Genomic DNA, 16,958 nt, shown 5'->3' with positions numbered 1-16,958 from the left:
GGCGCGCTAAGCGCGGTATTTTATCTCACGCCGATTTCGGCAAGTGCCGCGCTGAGGCTGGCGGGAAGCGCGTCTTCGCCGTCGCGCACACGGCCAAGATCGGCGGGTGCATCTTCGGGTTTGAAGTAGCGCCAGCCCTGAAAAGCGCGCTTGAGCGTCGGTTCCACCCGAACAAGTTCAGGGTCACAAACAATGGCGCAGCGTCGGATCCCGTCGCCGCCCATCACTTCGTCGAGTCGGGTAATTTTGTTTCGGCACTGGATGACGCCCTTGATCACCCAATAAATCGACCCACCATTGAGCACATCGTCCTCGCGCTTGGGCCACATCCGCGTGATGTGCCAAGGGTATCCGTCGGGCGATTGTGCTTGAGGGAGCCGTTGCCATGCGGCAAGGTCTTCGACCGTATCCGATCCGACCGAGAGCTTGATTAGATGCGTGTATTTTGTCATTGTCCGACTCCCCACTTGCACTCTCAGTATCTATACCGATGCCTCCGACGGGCAAGTTGAAATTTACCTATATATAGGTTGACCCTTCTGGGTTTCGCGCAATATGTAGTGGGCCGAAAACAAAATACCAAATTGAGGGATTCTCGCTTATGTCACGTTTCGCCGCGCCGATCGCAGAACAGATCTGGGATATGAAGTATCGCTTCAAAGATGCGGAGGGCAAAGCGCTCGATACAACTGTCGAGGACACGTGGCGCCGCATTGCGCGCGCGCTTGCATCCGTCGAAAAGGATGCGGCGAAATGGGAAGAGAAATTCTATTCGGCGCTTGAGGACTTCAAATACCTCCCCGCCGGGCGCATCACTGCCGGCGCGGGCACGGCGCGTTCCGTGACACTCTTCAACTGCTTCGTGATGGGCACCGTGCCCGACTCGATGGGCGGTATCTTCGATATGCTCAAAGAGGCGGCTCTTACCATGCAGCAGGGTGGCGGGATCGGTTACGATTTCTCGACCATCCGCCCCAAGGGCGCCTTGGTTCACGGCGTAGCGGCGGATGCATCGGGTCCGCTGTCGTTCATGGATGTCTGGGATGCGATGTGCCGCACCATCATGTCCGCAGGCTCGCGCCGTGGCGCGATGATGGCGACGATGCGCTGCGATCACCCCGATATCGAGCATTTCATCACCGCCAAATCTGATCCCGCACGTCTTCGTATGTTCAACATGTCCGTGCTGGTCACCGATCCCTTCATGGAGGCGGTCAAGGCGGATAAGTCATGGGATCTCAAGTTCAACGGCAAAATCTACAAGACGGTCGAGGCACGTGACCTCTGGAACCGTATCATGCAGTCGACCTATGACTTCGCCGAGCCGGGTGTGATTTTCATCGACCGCATCAACGAGATGAACAATCTCAACTACTGCGAGACGATTGCCGCCACCAACCCCTGTGGCGAGCAGCCCTTGCCGCCCTATGGCGCATGTCTCCTCGGTTCGATCAACATGGCGCGTCTGGTCTCGAACCCGTTCGAAAAGGACGCAAAGCTTGACCCCGCCGCGCTTGATGACCTTGTCGCAACTGCCGTGCGCATGATGGACAACGTTGTCGATGCGTCGCGCTTCCCGCTCGAAGCACAGGCGCAAGAGGCACAGGCCAAGCGTCGTATCGGTCTTGGGGTTACGGGTCTTGCGGATGCTCTCTTGATGGTCGGGCTCAAGTACGGCACGCCCGAAGCGGCGGCGCAGACCGAAGCCTGGATGAAGCAGATCGCGCGCGCGTCCTATCTTGCCTCGGTCGAGCTTGCCAAAGAAAAGGGAGCCTTCCCGCTCTTTGACAAGGACAAGTTCCTTGCCTCCGGCAACATGAAGCAAATGGACGACGATGTGCGCGATGCAATCGCCAAGCACGGCATTCGTAACGCACTTCTCACTTCGATCGCGCCGACGGGCACCATTTCGCTTTATGCAGGCAACGTCTCGTCCGGTATCGAGCCGGTGTTTGCCTATGCCTACACCCGCAAGGTTCTTCAGAAAGACGGCTCGCGCACCGAGGAAGAAGTCGTGGACTATGCCGTCAAGCTTTACCGCGACAAATTCGGCGCGGATGCCGAGCTTCCCGACTATTTCGTCAACGCGCAAACACTCGAGCCGCTGGCACACGTTCGGATGCAGGCCGCCGCGCAAAAGTGGATCGACTCGTCGATCTCCAAGACGATCAATTGCCCCGAAGACATCTCGTTCGAGTCGTTCAAAGAGGTGTATATGGAAGCCTATGATACAGGCTGTAAGGGCTGCACCACCTATCGTCCGAATGATGTGACAGGTTCGGTTCTGTCCGTGTCGGAATCCTCGGACAAAACCCCGAGCGAAGCGCCGCAGACCGCCTCGCATGATGCCGAAGTCATCTATATGTCCGAGCCGCTCGATCGTCCCGCAGCGCTTGAAGGCAATACCTACAAGGTCAAATGGCCCGACAGCGAGCACGCGATTTATATCACCGTCAACGACGTGGTCATCGCAGGCCATCGCCGCCCGTTTGAAGTGTTCATCAACTCCAAGAACATGGAGCACTTTGCATGGACGGTCGCCTTGACCCGTATGATCTCGGCGGTGTTCCGTCGCGGGGGCGATGTGTCCTTTGTGGTGGAAGAGCTCAAGGCCGTGTTCGACCCGCGCGGTGGAGCCTGGATGAAGGGCAAATATGTGCCTTCGATTCTTGCGGCCATCGGTGGTGTACTCGAACAGCACATGGTCGCCATCGGATTCATCGAAGGCGAGGGCAAGCACCTCAAGGTCGATCCCCAAGCCGAAGCCATGGTCGTCGGAGAGGCGCCGCGCGGCAAAGCCTGTCCGACTTGTGGTGAATACGGCATGAAAATGGAGAGCGGCTGCGCGTCTTGTCCGTCATGCGGCTACAGCAAATGCGGATGATCCGCGCCGATTGCCTGATCTGAAACAGAATGCCGCCCTCGGGCGGCATTTTTGTTGCGATGAAGTCTTCCGCAAAGCCGAACGCACGCTCGGTCAAAAGGGTCGCTCCGCGTCTAGCGGCTCGGTGTGATTTCATTTTGGGGGAAACCCTTGGAGGCGAGTACCGGAATCGAACCGGTGTACACGGATTTGCAATCCGCTGCGTCACCACTCCGCCAACTCGCCGCCAGTGGTGGAGGTCAGATAGCGCGGATTTTAGGGGTCTGCAAGCGGTTGATTGGCGAAAACCGTGGCCTTTGGGTTATTGTCCCTCGCGACGACTTGTGGCATGACGCTGGCAGGCTAATGAACGAAAGAGTTACGCTCGTGGTAGACTATACTTCCCGCCGGATCATGATGGTCGATACTCAAGTCCGTCCGTCTGATGTGACAAAGTTCCCGATCATCGACGCGATGCTTGACGTCAAGCGCGAGCTTTTCGTGCCTTCGAACAAGCGCGAAGCCGCTTATATCGGTGAAAATATCGATCTGTCGGCGACGCGTGTCGTGCTTGAGCCCCGCACCTTTGCCAAAATGCTCGACGCGTTGAACGTCAAGCCGAGCGAAGTCGTTCTCGATCTGGGATGCGGGCTTGGATACTCGACCGCCGTTCTGGCCAAGATTGCCGAATTCGTCGTCGCCGTCGAATCCGATGAAACCATGGCGAACGATGCCCAGACCACTCTTTCCGAACAAGGTATCGACAATGCTGCCGTCATGACGGGCGAGCTTGTTAACGGTTCGGCAAAGTCTGGACCCTATGATGTGATTATTCTCGAAGGCGCCGTTGAAACTATGCCCGACGCGATCATATCTCAGCTTAAAGAGGGCGGTCGCATCGGTGCTCTGTTTGCCGAAGGTGCTCTTGGTGTTGTGCGGATCGGTTACAAGCTCGACGGCAAGATCAACTGGCGTGATGCTTTCAACGCGGGTGCGCCCGTGCTTGAAGGTTTTGCCAAGGAACGTGCTTTCGCGCTCTAAGTAATGCTTCCCTGCGAGTGACGGAAAACCCGCGGGGCAACGTATATGTCCCAAAGGGACAAATTCATTCGAGGGAAGATTGAATGCGCAAATCGATGATGACGTTCGCTGCTGCGGTGGCCATGGCGTTTGCCGCCCCGCTTGCGAAGGCTGAAACTCTCGCCGACGCGCTTGCAAGTGCCTATAACAACAGCGGTTTGCTCGAACAGAACAGAGCGGTGCTTCGGGCGGCCGATGAAGATGTCGCGCAAGCGATGGCCTCGCTGCGTCCTGTGATCAATTGGACCGCAACAACAGGCTTCTCGGGCGCTATCGACGATCTCAAACGCAAAACCACCCAGATCGGCCTTACCGGGAGCTATACGCTTTTCGACTTCGGTGCGAACGAGATCGGCCTTGATATCCAGAAAGAAACGGTTCTCGCAACGAGGCAGTCCTTGGTCAATGTCGAGCAACAGGTGTTGCTGGGCGCGGTTGGTGCCTATCTCGACGTTGTAACGGGCCGCGAGTTTGTCGCATTGCGCGAAGCTAACGTGCGCGTCCTGACCCAAGAATTCCGTGCCGCGCAGGACCGTTTCGACGTTGGCGAAATCACGAAAACCGATGTGGCGCTCAGCGAGGCACGTCTTGCCTCTGCGCGCAGCCTTCTTGCCGTTGCCCAAGGCGACCTTGCCCGCGCGATCGAGGCGTTCCGCGTTGCAATCGGGCGGTCTCCGTCGAGCCCCGCAGCGGCGCGCCCTGCGCCTGTGACCTATAGCGTGGAAGAGGCCAAAGCTTTTGCCGTGCGCAACCATCCTGCAATCATTCAGGCGCAACATGCGGTAACGGCCGCAGAAATGGCGATAACCCGTGCTCAGGCATCCACCAAGCCGACTCTTCGGCTCTCGGGGAGTGTCGGGTTTGTCGAATCCGGCGGCACTTGGGGGAGCGCGGCAGATGTCGGTCTGACGGCAAGCGGTCCCGTCTATAACGGCGGTGCTTCGGCCAGCGTCATTCGTCAAGCGATGGCACGGCGTGACAACGCGCGCGCGCAGCTCCACCTTGCGACCCTGTCCGTGCAAGAGGCGGTTGGCAACGCCTATGCGAACTACTCGGTGGCGCGTGCGGCAAGCGATGCCTATTCTCGGGCAATCGAGGCACAGCAAAGCGCCTATGATGGTGTCCGCGAGGAGGCCCGTTTGGGCTCGCGCACCACGCTCGAGGTGCTGAATGCCGAGCAGGATTTGCTCGATGCGCGTGCCAATGCACTTGATGCGCGTGCCAATGAAGTGCTGGCCAGCTATGCGATTCTTCAGGCGATGGGCCTTTTGACCGCCGAGCAGCTCAAGCTCAACGTTCAGACCTATGACCCCCTAACCTATTACAATCTCGTGCAAAATGCTCCGACTTCCTATTCGGAGCAGGGCAAGGCGCTGGATCGCGTTCTTGAAGCTCTCGGAAAGTAATCCACAGCTTTCCCACAGCTTTCGTTAACTGCTTGGCCTTGGAGTTGTTGTCTGACGGCCCGTCTCGGGTTAGACTTCACTCCGAGGCCAAGCAGGAAAAACAATGTCCGACCCAGTAAGCAATGTCGAAATAGAGGACGTTCTCACGTCGATTCGTCGTCTGGTTTCAGACGGTGAATGGGGCCAGACACCTGCGCCGGTCAAAGAGCAAGCTGCTGAAAAGGCATCTTTGCACGATGTTCCTTCGAAATTTGTGCTGACCCCCGCTTTGCGTGTGGTAGAGCCTGTTCAAGCCCCCGAACCCGAGACCGAATGGGAGGCCGAGGAAAAGCAATCCCATTACGAAGAGCCTTCGTCCGGTTCCGAGCCTCATGACACTCTGCAAGACGAGCATTCCTACGATGAACCCGAACACGGGTCCGAGGACGTTCGCGCCGAGGACGATCGCGCCGAGGACACGCAGACCGAAGAGCAAAAGCCGTCACTCGAAGAGGTGATCGCCGATCTCGAGGCCGCGGTTGAGCATTCGCATGAATGGGAAGACGTCAGCGAAGACTATGATGACGAAGGAGATGAACTGACGTTTGAAACGGCAAGTTTCGATCACGGCTCGTCCTACCAGCCCGATGCCGCCGATCAGGCCTTTAGCGCCGAGCTTGATGAAGATCTTGCAGCCTATATGGATGACGAGAATATCATCGATGAAGAGGCGCTGCGCAAACTCGTTGCCGAGGTCATCCGTCAGGAACTTCAGGGGGCTTTGGGTGAGCGGATCACGCGGAACGTGCGCAAATTGGTCCGCCGCGAGATTTACCGCATTCTGGCCAGCGAAGATTTCAACTGATTTCGCCCGCTAGCTCCAAGAGCCTGTCGATGTCGAAATGTGCTTCCATATGCGCGGCAAGCGCATCGAGCGCGTCTTCGACACCTTGATTGTAGTTCACCTTTGACGCTGGTGCGCCAAGCTCGGCGAGCATGGTGCGACGGAACCCGTCGGCGGCAAAAAGTCCGTGGATATAACATCCTCTGACTTTGCCATCAGCGCTCTGCGCGCCTTCGTCGCGTTGGTCGATCCGGAGCCAAGGCCGTGTCCGATCGGGGCCGTCGGTCTCGCCGATGTGGATTTCATAGCCCGAGAGCACTTCGCCAGAAGCGATATGCGTGCCGCTTGTCAGCGCCAGACGCTTAAACGGCTTCATTTCGGTCGTCACATCGAGCAGTCCAAGGCCCTCAACCTCGCAAGGGGTGCCTTCGATGCCGTCGACATCAATGATCTTGCGGCCAAGCATCTGATAGCCGCCACAAATCCCTAATACGCGACCGCCGCGCCTTATATGCGCCAAAAGGTCGATGTCCCATCCCTGCGCTCTGAAATGTGCAAGATCCGCGATGGTCGATTTGCTCCCCGGGATCAGGATCAGATCGGCATCAAGCGGGAGCGGGCGGCCCGCCTCGATGATTTCGACGCTGACATCGGGTTCGGCAGAGAGGGGGTCAAGATCATCGAAATTCGCAATTCGGGGGAGACGGGGCACCACAATCTTGATTGGTCCTCCGGGACGAGAGGCAACATCCATCACGTCTTCTGCTGGGAGCTTCCATGCATCCGCAAACCACGGAATAATCCCGAGCGGCGCCCATCCGGTGCGGTCGTGGATAAAGTCCATCCCGTCGTGAAACAGGCTCGTATCCCCACGGAATTTGTTGACGCCGAACCCGACGATCCGACCGCAATCTTCGGGCGGAAGGACCGCGTGGGTTCCCACGAGTTGCGCAATCACGCCGCCTCGATCGATGTCTCCGATCAGGATGACAGGCACATCCGCAGCCTCGGCAAAGCCCATGTTCGCAATGTCGCCAGCGCGAAGATTGACTTCGGCGGGGCTTCCTGCGCCTTCGATCACGATGATGTCGACGTTTTCGGCCAATCTATGAAAGCTCTCGAGAACAGCCGGCATCAAGGTTGCCTTCATCTTTCCATAGTCGCGGGCCTTGAGCGTTGCGACCCGCTTGCCCTGAACAATGACCGAAGCACCGATGTCGGTTTCGGGTTTAAGCAGCACAGGGTTCATGTCGACAACGGGGGCAAGCCCCGCTGCAAGGGCCTGAAGAGCCTGTGCGCGCCCGATCTCGCCGCCATCGACGGTGACGGCGGCGTTGTTGGACATGTTCTGGGGTTTGAAAGGTGCCACTTTGAGGCCGCGCTTGACCAAAGCTCGGGCGATACCTGCAACAAGCATGGATTTACCGACGTTCGAGCCGGCGCCTTGAATCATGATAGCTTTGGTCATGAGATGCTCCTTTGCCCCCGATGTATCATGAGGGTTCGCCATTTCCAGTCTTTGGGCGACATCGCGCGTCCGGAAAACGGAGCTTGGGAAAACTGCGCAGAAAATAAAAAACGCGGCCCGAGCAGTGGGCCGCGTTTTTTTGCACAAAGGCAGGCTTGTGAAAGCTTATGCAGCTTCCATTTCGGCGGCGTGACGGCGTTCGCTTTCTTCGCGCGAGAGCGCAACAGACGTGCGCACGCCCTTGCTCACGAATTCCATCAGGCCTTTGACAACGCGTTCGTTCGGGTCGATGCCCGCACACGAGAGAACCTCGCGGCCATCGCGCGAACGTGCCCAGCGAGCAATCTGCTCAGGGCCGTTGCCGTATTTTTTGTCGTCAGCAATCGCGTCATCGAGAGCTGCGAGAACAACCGCTGCAAACAGTTTGCGAGCGCGGTTACCTTGCTCATTGTTAAACGCGGTGCCGTCAACGAAATCGGTCATTCCGTATCCTTTTTTGTTTTTGCTCTTGTAGTCATGGCGTGAGGGGCAATATGCCTATTTTGATCCGATTCGGGGGTCCTCATTTGGAATGGCAGCCATGCGCTACGTGCATAGGTTGGTCGGCTCTCTTGCTATATTTTGCGAAAGAAAACCGATAGACGACGCCATATGTAGGATCGTTTAACCGATCGACAAGTTTTTGACACAATTGCGTGAAGTGGTCCAATGCCCAAAATCAACGGTAACGAAATCAAGCCCGGCAACATTCTCGATCACGAGGGTGGCCTGTGGGCTGCTGTAAAAGTGAGCCATGTGAAGCCCGGTAAGGGCGGTGCATTCGCTCAGGTCGAACTCAAGAACATCCGCGACGGTCGCAAGCTCAACGAACGTTTCCGTTCGGAAGACAAGGTCGAGCGCGTCCGTCTCGATCAAAAGGACCAGCAGTTCCTCTACGAGACCGATGGCCGTCTCGTGTTCATGGACACCGAAACCTATGAGCAGGTCGAAATCGACGCCGAACTTCTGGGGGATCGTCGCCCGTTCCTTCAGGACGGTATGACCGCGACCGTGGAATACTATGGCGAGGAGCCGCTCGGCGTGTCTCTGCCGCAGAAGGTCACTTGCGTCATCGCTGAGACCGAGCCGGTCGTCAAAGGCCAAACCGCTGCAAACAGCTACAAGCCTGCGATCCTCGACAACGGTGTGCGCATCACTGTTCCGCCGTTCATCGGCACAGGTGAAGCGATCATCGTAAACACCGACACGATGGAATATTCCGAACGCGCCTAAGCATCGGTATATATTTACACAGCGGCCATGCTTACGGATAAGTAAGCATGGCCGATTTTGTTTATAAGTCCCGCAAGAGCGAGTGTCCCTACGAGCTCGCTTTGGCGACCATCGCGAAAAAATGGAAACCGCGTATCCTGATGGAGCTTGCGCGCGGGTCTTGCCGTTTTGGAGATATCCGCTACGCGCTCGGGTCCGTATCCGACAAAATGCTGTCCTCCGCACTCGCAGAGATGACCGCAGACGGATTGGTGAGTCGCACCTCCTTCAGCGAAGTCCCGCCGCGCGTGGAATACGCGATGACGCCGCAGGGTGAAGCGCTCTGGGCTGCAATCCAACCCTTGAAGGCATGGTCTGAAAAGGTCAGCGAAAACTGAAAAGGGCGGCCAAAGCCGCCCCGTTTCTTTTGAGTTCAGCGGCGGCGATCGCGCCGCGCGCTCATCGGCTGGAACGCAACGCCGACATGGGCCTCGCAATAGGGCTTGCCTTGCTGCGAAGGAAGGCCGCAGAACCAGAAGTTATCTGTCGCAGGGTCGCCGATCGGCCATTTGCAGGTGCGCTCGGTCAATTCCATCAGCGAAAGACGCTTGGCGGTCTTTTCGACTTCGTTCACCTTGGCGAGAGCCTCGGGGCTGATTTCATTGGCCGAAGGCTGCGGCGGAAGAGGCTGGCCTGCGGGGATGATCGCACGGCGCGCAGCACTCATCGGGATCGGCGCGGACTCTCCGTCGTCTTCGGCTTTGGGCTTTGCGGCGACCTTGGGCTGCGGGGCGGGCTTGGGCTCGACCTTGGGCTTGGGTGCGGCAGCCACCGCGGGCTTTTCCTTGGCGGGGGCGGGCTTTGCGGCCGGAGCAGCGGCTGCACCGCTTCCTGCACGGTTCGAGAGCCCCAGACGGTGCACCTTGCCGATTACGGCGTTACGGGTGACGCCACCCAGCTCTTTTGCGATCTGGCTGGCGGATTGACCCTCGCCCCACATCTTCTTGAGTAGCTCGACGCGTTCGTCGGTCCAGGACATCTCGTATTCCTTGCGCTTGAGTGACGGTGCCCTTTGGCTTATCCCGCCTATATCATCGGTCAGCTGCCTATTCTAAGCACGATAGCGGCAGATACAAGCGTTCGAATCATCAAAAGACAAAGGAAGCGCAAACATGTCAGAAATTTCCAGCATGGGTGTCCGCCGTTTCGGGATGGTGAACTGGCTTGGGCTCTATACTTTGATCCGCCGCGAGATCATGCGGTTCATGAATGTCTGGTCCCAGACCATCATGGCGCCCCTGATCAACGCGGGGCTGTTCCTGATGATTTTCACAATCGCGATCGGGTCCAAACGCGGGGACGTTATGGGGATGCCTTTCATGCATTTCCTTGCTCCGGGTATTCTGACGATGACCGTGATCCAGAACTCCTTTGCCAACTCGTCCTCCTCTCTGACCTCGGCCAAGGTCCAAGGGAATATCGTCGACACCCTGATGCCGCCGCTCTCCCCGCTCGAGCTGGTGCTTGGCTATATTTTCGGCGCAGTGGCACGCGGGCTTTTGGTGGCGGTTGTTATTGCGCTCGGTGTCTGGCTTTTCCTCGGTGTCGGGATGGAGCATCCGCAGTGGGCTTTGGTCTTTGTCATTCTGGGCGCGATTTTTATGGGCGGTATGGGGATCATTGCAGCCTTGTTCGCCAATAAATTCGACCAGCTTGCTGCCATCTCGAATTTTGTCGTCACGCCGCTTTCGTTCCTGTCGGGGACTTTCTATTCCATCGACGCGCTTCCGCCTGTGCTCAACAAACTGAGCCACATCAACCCGTTCTTTTATATCATCGACGGCGTGCGCTACGGGATGATCGGTGTTTCCGACAGCAGCCCGTGGCAGGGGCTCTGGATCGTTTCGCTCTCTTGCGCGATCGTGCTTGGCATTTGCTGGAATTGGTTCCGCACAGGCTATCGCCTCAAGGCCTGAACAACAAAACGATAGCGCGAGAAGACCATTGGGCCTATACGACGGCCCATGATGAAACTCGCGCTTTCCTTTGTGATTCGACGTCGACGCTGAAAAAACGCGTCTTGTGCCGTTGTGCGCATTCATCTCTTCCCCTTACACGTTGACATGCCTTTGCCTCTGCGGCACCAATCAGGCTCCTATTTTTAAAGGGTTACTCCATGATCCCCAGCGTTCTCCCGACCTATAACCGCGCACCTTTGAACTTTGTCAAAGGCGAAGGCTCCTGGCTGATCGAGGCGGATGGGCGACGTTTTCTGGACTTGGGCGCTGGGATTGCGGTCAACGCTTTGGGTCATGCGAACCCCGACCTCGTGGCTGCTCTGACCGAGCAGGCGGGCAAGCTTTGGCACGTGTCGAACCTCTACAACATCGAGCAGCAACAGAAGCTTGCCGATAAACTTGTCGAGGCAAGCTTTGCCGACACGGTCTTCTTTACCAACTCGGGCACGGAAAGCTGTGAGCTTGCCGTCAAGATGGCGCGCAAGCATTTCTATGACAAAGGCCAGCCCGAGCGGGTGAACATCATCACCTTTGATGGCTCTTTCCATGGCCGCTCGTCCGCAGGGATTGCCGCAGCGGGCTCCGAAAAGATGGTCAAGGGCTTTGGTCCGCTTCTTCCCGGGTTTGTCCATCTCAAGTGGGGCGATCACGACGCTCTCACCGTTGCAGCCGCCAAACCCGATGTCTGCGCCATCCTTGTCGAGCCTGTTCAGGGCGAAGGCGGTATTCGCCCGCTCCCCGATCAGTGTCTCAAGGGGCTGCGTGATCTTTGTGACCAACACGGTATTTTGCTCATCCTCGATGAGGTGCAGTGCGGGATGGGTCGCACGGGCAAGCTCTTTGCGCACGAGTGGTCGGGTGTGACGCCCGATATCATGATGGTCGCCAAGGGCATCGGCGGTGGCTTCCCGCTTGGTGCGGTTCTGGCGACCGAGAACGGCGCATCGGGCATGACGGCAGGCACCCATGGCTCGACCTATGGCGGCAATCCTTTGGCCTGCGCCGTAGGCAACAAGGTGATGGATATCGTCGCGGACGACGCCTTTCTTGCCGAGGTGAACCGCAAAGCGGGGCAGCTGCGCCAGTCGCTCGAAGGTCTGGCCGCAAGCCATCCCGATGTCTTTGAGGAGGTGCGGGGCGCTGGTCTTATGCTGGGTCTCAAGCTCAAACCCGAGGTGTCCAACCTTGATTTCGTGAAAGCAGGCTATGTAGCCGAGGTGCTGCTTGTGCCTGCGGGGGACAACGTTGTGCGTCTTTTGCCGCCCTTGAACATCACCGAGGAAGATATCGGTGCGGCAATCTCGCGACTTGAATCTGCCGCAAGCGCCGTCAAACCCTGATACAGAACGATACCATTGCCCAAGGGCGTTCCTTGGGCCGAAAGATAAAAAATGAAACATTTTCTCGATATTAATGCCACAAGCCCCGAAGATCTTCGGAGCATGATTGATGCGGCCCGCACGATCAAAGAAGCGCGCGCGGGGCGTCCCAAGGGCACGCTCGATGACGATCGCCCGCTCGAGGGCCATATGGTCGCTCTCATTTTCGAAAAGCCTTCGACGCGGACCCGCGTGTCCTTTGACGTCGGCGTGCGCCAGATGGGCGGTCAGACCATGGTGCTCTCGGGGGCCGACATGCAGCTTGGCCACGGCGAAACCATTGCCGACACGGCCCGCGTTCTGTCGCGCTATGTTGATCTGATCATGATCCGCACCTTTGAAGAGCAAACGCTCCTCGAGATGGCGGAATATGCGACAGTGCCTGTGATCAACGGTCTGACCAACCGCACGCATCCCTGTCAGATCATGGCCGACATTCTCACCTTTGAGGAGCATCGCGGCCCGATCAAAGGTAAAAAGGTCGTCTGGTCAGGGGACGGCAACAACGTGGCGGCTTCGTTTATCCACGCGGCGGGCCAGTTCGGCTTTGACTTCACCTTTACGGGGCCGCAGCCGCTTGATCCCGAGATGGTCTTTATCGAAGAGGCCCGTGCAAAGGGCGTCAACGTCACCATCGAACGCGACCCGATGAAGGCGGTAGAAGGCGCCGATCTCGTCGTTACGGATACGTGGGTGTCGATGCATGATCCCGCCTCTGCCCGCGAGCGCCGTCACAATCAGCTTCGGGGCTATCAGGTGAATGACGCTCTCATGGCCGCCGCCAAGCCCGATGCGCTTTTCATGCATTGCCTTCCGGCGCACCGCGATGACGAAGCAACGTCTTCGGTGATGGACGGACCGCATTCGGTGATCTTTGACGAGGCGGAAAACCGGCTCCATGCGCAGAAAGCGATCATGCGCTGGTGTCTTGGAAAGTAACGCCGATCACTTCGGAGCAAATGAAAAGGGCGCAGCCTTCTTGGCCGCGCCCTTTGTTTTTGGTGTCGATCCCGTCTTTAGATGAACATCGCGTTCAAAACAAAGAAGATGACCGCGGACATGCTTGCAGCGGCGGGAACCGTGATCACCCATGCCGCGACGATGGTCATAAAGTGCGAGCGGCGCACAAGCTTGCGGCGGCGGCGTTCCTCGGGGGCGATGCGCTTTGCAGGCGGGCGCTTCTTGCTCGAGTTCCGTGCACGGCGCTCTGCGTGCCATTCGCGGAAGAAGCCGACGCCAAAGACGCCGCCCACAGCGATGTGGGTCGAAGACACAGGAAGCCCGAGCCAGCTTGCCACGATCACGGTGATCGCTGCCGAAAGCGCCACGCAGTAGGCGCGCATCGGGTTGAGCTTGGTGATCTGGCTTCCCACCATACGGATCAGCTTGGGTCCGAACAGGATAAGACCGAAAGAGATCCCGAAAGCACCGATGATCATGACCCATAGCGGGATGTTCACCTTGCCCGCGAATTCGCCGAATTCTTCTGCGTGAACGATGGCGGCAAGCGGGCCGACCGCGTTGGCGACGTCGTTCGCACCATGCGCAAAGGACAAGAGTGCAGCAGAGAGCACGAGGGGAAGCGCAAAGAGCACCTTGAGTGATTTATTGCGGTTCTCGAGACCTTCGGACTTGCGGCGCACATAGGGGGCCGAAACCACATAGACCAAGCCGCCGATGGCGAACCCGACAATGACCGAGGTCAGAAGGTCGACCTTGATCAGCTTTTGAAGGCCTTTCATGGCGAGATAGGTCGCGAAAACGCCCGCCATAATGCCCATGAGAACAGGAACCCAGCGGCGTGCGGCCTCGATCTTGTCGTCGCGATAGATGATGGCCCATTTGATGAAGGCCAGAAAACCCGCAGCGATCGCTCCGCCGAGCAGCGGCGAAATGATCCAGCTAAGAGCAATGGTGCCCATGGTCGGCCAGTTCACGGCGGCAAAGCCTGCCGCTGCGATGCCCGCGCCCATAACCCCTCCGACAACCGAATGGGTGGTCGACACAGGCGCGCCAACCCAAGTGGCAAGGTTCACCCAAAGCGCCGAGGACACCAGAGCCGCCATCATCGCCCAGATAAAGACACGGGTTTCTTCCACTGAATGGGGGTCGATGATCCCTTTGGAAATCGTCGAAACAACATCCCCGCCCGCCAGAAGTGCACCCGCACTTTCGCACAGGGCGGCAATGACGATTGCGCCCCCCATGGTAAGGGCGTTCGCACCGACCGCAGGGCCCATGTTGTTGGCAACATCGTTCGCGCCAATGTTCATTGCCATATAGGCGCCGAAGATCGCAGCCGCGATTACAACAAAGCTCGACGAGCCGCCGTTGAAAAGAAAGGCGGCGCCCAGACCGGCGATGATCAGAAAGACAAGGCCGACGCCCATGCCGACCATAGGCTTCGAAGTGTAAAGCGTCGCCGCTTCCAATCGGGAAATGCGACCAAGGTCACGGTCAAGCGTTTTCCAGTGATAATTCGGGTCTTGATCTGCCATCTGGCCCTCTTTGGATCTTGTTACATTTATTGTAACGGAATCGTAACAAGGATGGCGCTAACGTGGTGGCGCTTCAAATTCAATCAAAACTGCCCGATTGGGGTAAAAAACGGATCGCTTTCGCGTAACGTCAATTGGAGCTGTGCTGCTGCTCAAAGATCGCCAGCACATCCAGAAGTCCGGGTTCTGTCACCAACTCTCTTGCTATGGCCGATGTGGCCCAGCGACGTTCACGCCGATCGTCCTCGGGGAATTTATCGGCAACGGCTTTGACCTTCACGGGATAAACGACGGTGCGACATGGCACTTCAACGCCGTTGCCGAGCTGTTTTTTGCTCAGATACTGGCCAATACTCTTCTTGTCTGCGTTGCCTTTGCGCACGCCTGCTTCTTCCCATGCTTCCTGAAGCGCGGCCTGATGTCCGAGTAGCCCGTCGATGGGCCAACCCTTGGGCAAAATCCATCTTCCGTTAGAGGACGTAATGAGCAAAACCTCGGGCACGCCGTCTGACTTTCGATAGCACAGGGCTGCAACCTGCAACGCTGGCGGCCGTTGAACGAGCGGCTCAAAGACGCCACTCCACATCGTTTTCAGAAAATTAACCACTCTTTTAAGGAGACCTGCTGCTCGGATATCTGGTTTATTGCTTTGTTTAGTTGCATTTTCCTATCACAGCATGCAGTTGAATACAAATTGCACGTTCCAAAAGGGGAATCCTCGTATGGCTGACTTGGCAACTCTGGGGCTTTATGGCCTTGGCACAATGGGAAGCGCTTTGGCGCTCAACATTCTCGACAATGGCTTTGCGCTCCACGTGGCGAACCGCACAGCGACCGTCACCAACGAATTTGTCGAAGAAGCCGGTCCGCTTGCTGCAAAACTCTCGGCCCACGACAGCCTTGAGGCGATGGCACGTGCAATGCCCAAGCCCCGTGCGATCATCCTCATGGTGCCTGCGGGCGGTCCCGTTGACTCGGCTATCGAAGAGCTTTGCGCCATTCTCGAACCCGGTGATGCGATCATCGACGCAGGCAACACGGACTTTCACGACACCCGCCGCCGCACCGCATTGGTCGAGGGACGTGGCCTGACCTTTATCGGGATGGGCGTTTCGGGTGGTGAAGAGGGCGCGCGCAATGGCCCCTCTATTATGGTCGGCGGGACGCCCGCTGCCTTCGAGGGTATTCGCCCCGTCATCGAGGCGATCTCGGCCAAGTTCAACGGCGAGCCTTGTGCAGATCATCTCGGGCCCGATGGTGCAGGCCATTTCGTCAAAACGGTGCACAACGGCATCGAATATGCCGATATGCAAATGATCGCCGAGGCTTATGGCCTCATGCGTTATGGTCAGGGCATGACCCCCGCCGCAATCGGTGCACAGTTCGAGGCTTGGGACAAAGGGGCGCTCAAGTCCTATCTCGTCGAAATCTCGGGGATTGTGCTTCAGGCTGTCGACAAACAAACGGGTGGTCCCGCCGTCGATGTGATCGTCGACCGCGCAGGTCAAAAGGGCACAGGCCGTTGGACCGCGATCGAAGCGCTCAAGCTGGGTCAATCCGCGTCCGCCATCGAGGCCGCTGTCGGCGCGCGCAGCTGGTCGGCGGAAAAGTCGACCCGCGTCCTTGGGGAAAGCATTCTCAAGACGCCGCTGCTTTCGGTCGATCTTGCGGTCGAGGACTACGAGAATGCGCTCCTTGCCGCACGTATCATCGCCTATGCTCAGGGCTTCCGTATTCTCGCCGCTGCGTCGGACGAATATCAATGGAACCTCGATTTCGCCCGGATCGCCGAGATTTGGCGCGCGGGTTGCATCATCCGTTCTGCGCTGCTCGATGATATTTCTGCGGCTTTCCGCGGCGAGCTTCCCGCTGGACAGTTGGTCTTCGCACCAGCCTTTGCGGAACGACTTCAAGCGGCGCTGCCTGCGCTTCGCCGCGTGACTGCGGCTGCGATTACGGGTGGGCACCCTGTTCCTGCCTTTTCGGCGGCACTAGCGTGGATCGACTCCATGGCACGCGGGCGTGGCACGACCGATCTCGTCCAAGCGCAACGCGACTTCTTCGGCATGCACGGTTTCGAGCGTATCGACGGACCTGCGGGTTGCCATGGTCCGTGGTGGGACTAAGTCGCCACCACAGATCGGAACACACAAAAGGGACGCGGATCGCGTC

At 58.0% G+C, this 16,958-nt stretch carries 16 protein-coding genes and 1 tRNA gene; 10 read left to right on the top strand and 7 right to left on the bottom strand.

Going from position 1 to position 16,958, the window contains the following annotated elements; all coding sequences use genetic code 11:
- Positions 1-20 precede the first annotated feature (20 nt).
- Positions 21-452, bottom strand: a complete 432-nt coding sequence (locus QQG91_RS10765) for a DUF1489 family protein (RefSeq protein WP_285770229.1) — start codon at positions 450-452, stop codon at positions 21-23.
- A 149-nt stretch (positions 453-601) separates the two neighbouring features.
- Here QQG91_RS10765 and QQG91_RS10760 point away from each other — a divergent pair, with 149 nt between their 5' ends.
- Positions 602-2,884, top strand: coding sequence for an adenosylcobalamin-dependent ribonucleoside-diphosphate reductase (locus QQG91_RS10760; RefSeq protein WP_285770228.1), 2,283 nt, complete (start codon positions 602-604; stop codon positions 2,882-2,884).
- A gap of 151 nt (positions 2,885-3,035) precedes the next feature.
- Here QQG91_RS10760 and QQG91_RS10755 read toward each other — a convergent pair.
- A tRNA-Cys gene (locus QQG91_RS10755) sits at positions 3,036-3,109 on the bottom strand.
- 141 nt (positions 3,110-3,250) lie between these two features.
- On the opposite strand from QQG91_RS10755, the gene QQG91_RS10750 reads away from it, so the two are divergent.
- The 3 genes from QQG91_RS10750 to QQG91_RS10740 all read left to right on the top strand — a co-directional run bounded on the left by QQG91_RS10750 (position 3,251) and on the right by QQG91_RS10740 (position 6,193).
- Positions 3,251-3,904 carry a protein-L-isoaspartate O-methyltransferase family protein gene (locus QQG91_RS10750; protein WP_285770227.1) on the top strand — a complete coding sequence of 218 codons (654 nt, stop codon included), beginning with the start codon at positions 3,251-3,253 and terminating at the stop codon, positions 3,902-3,904.
- A gap of 83 nt (positions 3,905-3,987) precedes the next feature.
- Positions 3,988-5,349, top strand: coding sequence for a TolC family outer membrane protein (locus QQG91_RS10745; RefSeq protein ID WP_285770226.1), 1,362 nt, complete (start codon positions 3,988-3,990; stop codon positions 5,347-5,349).
- 103 nt (positions 5,350-5,452) lie between these two features.
- Positions 5,453-6,193, top strand: coding sequence for a hypothetical protein (locus QQG91_RS10740; RefSeq protein WP_285770225.1), 741 nt, complete (start codon positions 5,453-5,455; stop codon positions 6,191-6,193).
- Here QQG91_RS10740 and QQG91_RS10735 read toward each other — a convergent pair.
- Both QQG91_RS10735 and QQG91_RS10730 read right to left on the bottom strand, forming a co-directional pair.
- Complete coding sequence (locus tag QQG91_RS10735) at positions 6,186-7,640, bottom strand: cobyric acid synthase (RefSeq protein ID WP_285770224.1); 1,455 nt, start codon at positions 7,638-7,640, stop codon at positions 6,186-6,188. The two genes, QQG91_RS10740 and QQG91_RS10735, sit on opposite strands and share 8 nt — an antisense overlap.
- A 165-nt stretch (positions 7,641-7,805) precedes the next feature.
- On the bottom strand, positions 7,806-8,123 hold the full coding sequence (locus QQG91_RS10730) for a DUF6280 family protein (RefSeq protein ID WP_285770223.1): 318 nt from the start codon (positions 8,121-8,123) through the stop codon (positions 7,806-7,808).
- 225 nt (positions 8,124-8,348) lie between these two features.
- Here QQG91_RS10730 and efp point away from each other — a divergent pair, with 225 nt between their 5' ends.
- Complete coding sequence (efp, locus tag QQG91_RS10725) at positions 8,349-8,912, top strand: elongation factor P (protein WP_285770222.1); 564 nt, start codon at positions 8,349-8,351, stop codon at positions 8,910-8,912.
- 47 nt (positions 8,913-8,959) lie between these two features.
- Positions 8,960-9,289 (top strand): winged helix-turn-helix transcriptional regulator, encoded by a 330-nt coding sequence (locus QQG91_RS10720; RefSeq protein WP_285770221.1) that lies wholly within the window; start codon positions 8,960-8,962, stop codon positions 9,287-9,289.
- A gap of 35 nt (positions 9,290-9,324) precedes the next feature.
- Here QQG91_RS10720 and QQG91_RS10715 read toward each other — a convergent pair whose 3' ends face one another.
- Positions 9,325-9,930 (bottom strand): GcrA family cell cycle regulator, encoded by a 606-nt coding sequence (locus tag QQG91_RS10715; protein WP_285770220.1) that lies wholly within the window; start codon positions 9,928-9,930, stop codon positions 9,325-9,327.
- A gap of 133 nt (positions 9,931-10,063) precedes the next feature.
- Here QQG91_RS10715 and QQG91_RS10710 point away from each other — a divergent pair, with 133 nt between their 5' ends.
- From QQG91_RS10710 to argF, 3 genes are all read left to right on the top strand, one after another.
- Positions 10,064-10,867, top strand: a complete 804-nt coding sequence (locus tag QQG91_RS10710) for an ABC transporter permease (RefSeq protein WP_285770219.1) — start codon at positions 10,064-10,066, stop codon at positions 10,865-10,867.
- Between the two features lie 200 nt (positions 10,868-11,067).
- Entirely contained in the window at positions 11,068-12,249 is a 1,182-nt protein-coding gene (locus QQG91_RS10705) for an aspartate aminotransferase family protein (protein WP_285770218.1), read from the top strand.
- 51 nt (positions 12,250-12,300) lie between these two features.
- A complete protein-coding gene (gene argF, locus QQG91_RS10700; RefSeq protein ID WP_285770217.1) occupies positions 12,301-13,227 on the top strand; it encodes an ornithine carbamoyltransferase in 927 nt (308 codons plus the stop codon).
- Between the two features lie 77 nt (positions 13,228-13,304).
- On the opposite strand, the gene QQG91_RS10695 is transcribed toward argF, so the two are convergent.
- Both QQG91_RS10695 and QQG91_RS10690 read right to left on the bottom strand, forming a co-directional pair.
- Positions 13,305-14,786, bottom strand: a complete 1,482-nt coding sequence (locus QQG91_RS10695) for an inorganic phosphate transporter (protein WP_285770216.1) — start codon at positions 14,784-14,786, stop codon at positions 13,305-13,307.
- A gap of 130 nt (positions 14,787-14,916) precedes the next feature.
- Positions 14,917-15,243 (bottom strand): NUDIX hydrolase, encoded by a 327-nt coding sequence (locus QQG91_RS10690; RefSeq protein ID WP_502881572.1) that lies wholly within the window; start codon positions 15,241-15,243, stop codon positions 14,917-14,919.
- Positions 15,244-15,508: 265 nt separating this feature from the next.
- Between QQG91_RS10690 and gnd the strand changes: the two genes are divergently transcribed.
- Positions 15,509-16,912 carry an NADP-dependent phosphogluconate dehydrogenase gene (gnd, locus tag QQG91_RS10685; RefSeq protein ID WP_285770214.1) on the top strand — a complete coding sequence of 468 codons (1,404 nt, stop codon included), beginning with the start codon at positions 15,509-15,511 and terminating at the stop codon, positions 16,910-16,912.
- Positions 16,913-16,958 lie beyond the last annotated feature (46 nt).

The sequence above is a fragment of the Marivivens sp. LCG002 genome, from assembly GCF_030264275.1.
In the GTDB taxonomy this organism is placed as follows: domain Bacteria; phylum Pseudomonadota; class Alphaproteobacteria; order Rhodobacterales; family Rhodobacteraceae; genus Marivivens.
The sequence above is the reverse complement of the archived record's forward strand: the minus strand, read 5'-3'. Positions and strand labels throughout refer to the sequence as shown.

Excerpts from the sequence above, each read along its gene's own strand:
- QQG91_RS10740 (WP_285770225.1), top strand. The coding sequence starts at position 5,453 with ATGTCCGACCCAGTAAGCAATGTCGAAATAGAGGACGTTCTCACGTCG.
- QQG91_RS10735 (WP_285770224.1), bottom strand. The coding sequence starts at position 7,640 with ATGACCAAAGCTATCATGATTCAAGGCGCCGGCTCGAACGTCGGTAAA.
- QQG91_RS10745 (WP_285770226.1), top strand. The coding sequence starts at position 3,988 with ATGCGCAAATCGATGATGACGTTCGCTGCTGCGGTGGCCATGGCGTTT.
- argF (WP_285770217.1), top strand. The coding sequence starts at position 12,301 with ATGAAACATTTTCTCGATATTAATGCCACAAGCCCCGAAGATCTTCGG.
- QQG91_RS10720 (WP_285770221.1), top strand. The coding sequence starts at position 8,960 with ATGGCCGATTTTGTTTATAAGTCCCGCAAGAGCGAGTGTCCCTACGAG.
- QQG91_RS10765 (WP_285770229.1), bottom strand. The coding sequence starts at position 452 with ATGACAAAATACACGCATCTAATCAAGCTCTCGGTCGGATCGGATACG.
- gnd (WP_285770214.1), top strand. The coding sequence starts at position 15,509 with ATGGCTGACTTGGCAACTCTGGGGCTTTATGGCCTTGGCACAATGGGA.
- QQG91_RS10710 (WP_285770219.1), top strand. The coding sequence starts at position 10,064 with ATGTCAGAAATTTCCAGCATGGGTGTCCGCCGTTTCGGGATGGTGAAC.
- QQG91_RS10715 (WP_285770220.1), bottom strand. The coding sequence starts at position 9,930 with ATGTCCTGGACCGACGAACGCGTCGAGCTACTCAAGAAGATGTGGGGC.
- efp (WP_285770222.1), top strand. The coding sequence starts at position 8,349 with ATGCCCAAAATCAACGGTAACGAAATCAAGCCCGGCAACATTCTCGAT.
- QQG91_RS10760 (WP_285770228.1), top strand. The coding sequence starts at position 602 with ATGTCACGTTTCGCCGCGCCGATCGCAGAACAGATCTGGGATATGAAG.
- QQG91_RS10695 (WP_285770216.1), bottom strand. The coding sequence starts at position 14,786 with ATGGCAGATCAAGACCCGAATTATCACTGGAAAACGCTTGACCGTGAC.
- QQG91_RS10705 (WP_285770218.1), top strand. The coding sequence starts at position 11,068 with ATGATCCCCAGCGTTCTCCCGACCTATAACCGCGCACCTTTGAACTTT.
- QQG91_RS10730 (WP_285770223.1), bottom strand. The coding sequence starts at position 8,123 with ATGACCGATTTCGTTGACGGCACCGCGTTTAACAATGAGCAAGGTAAC.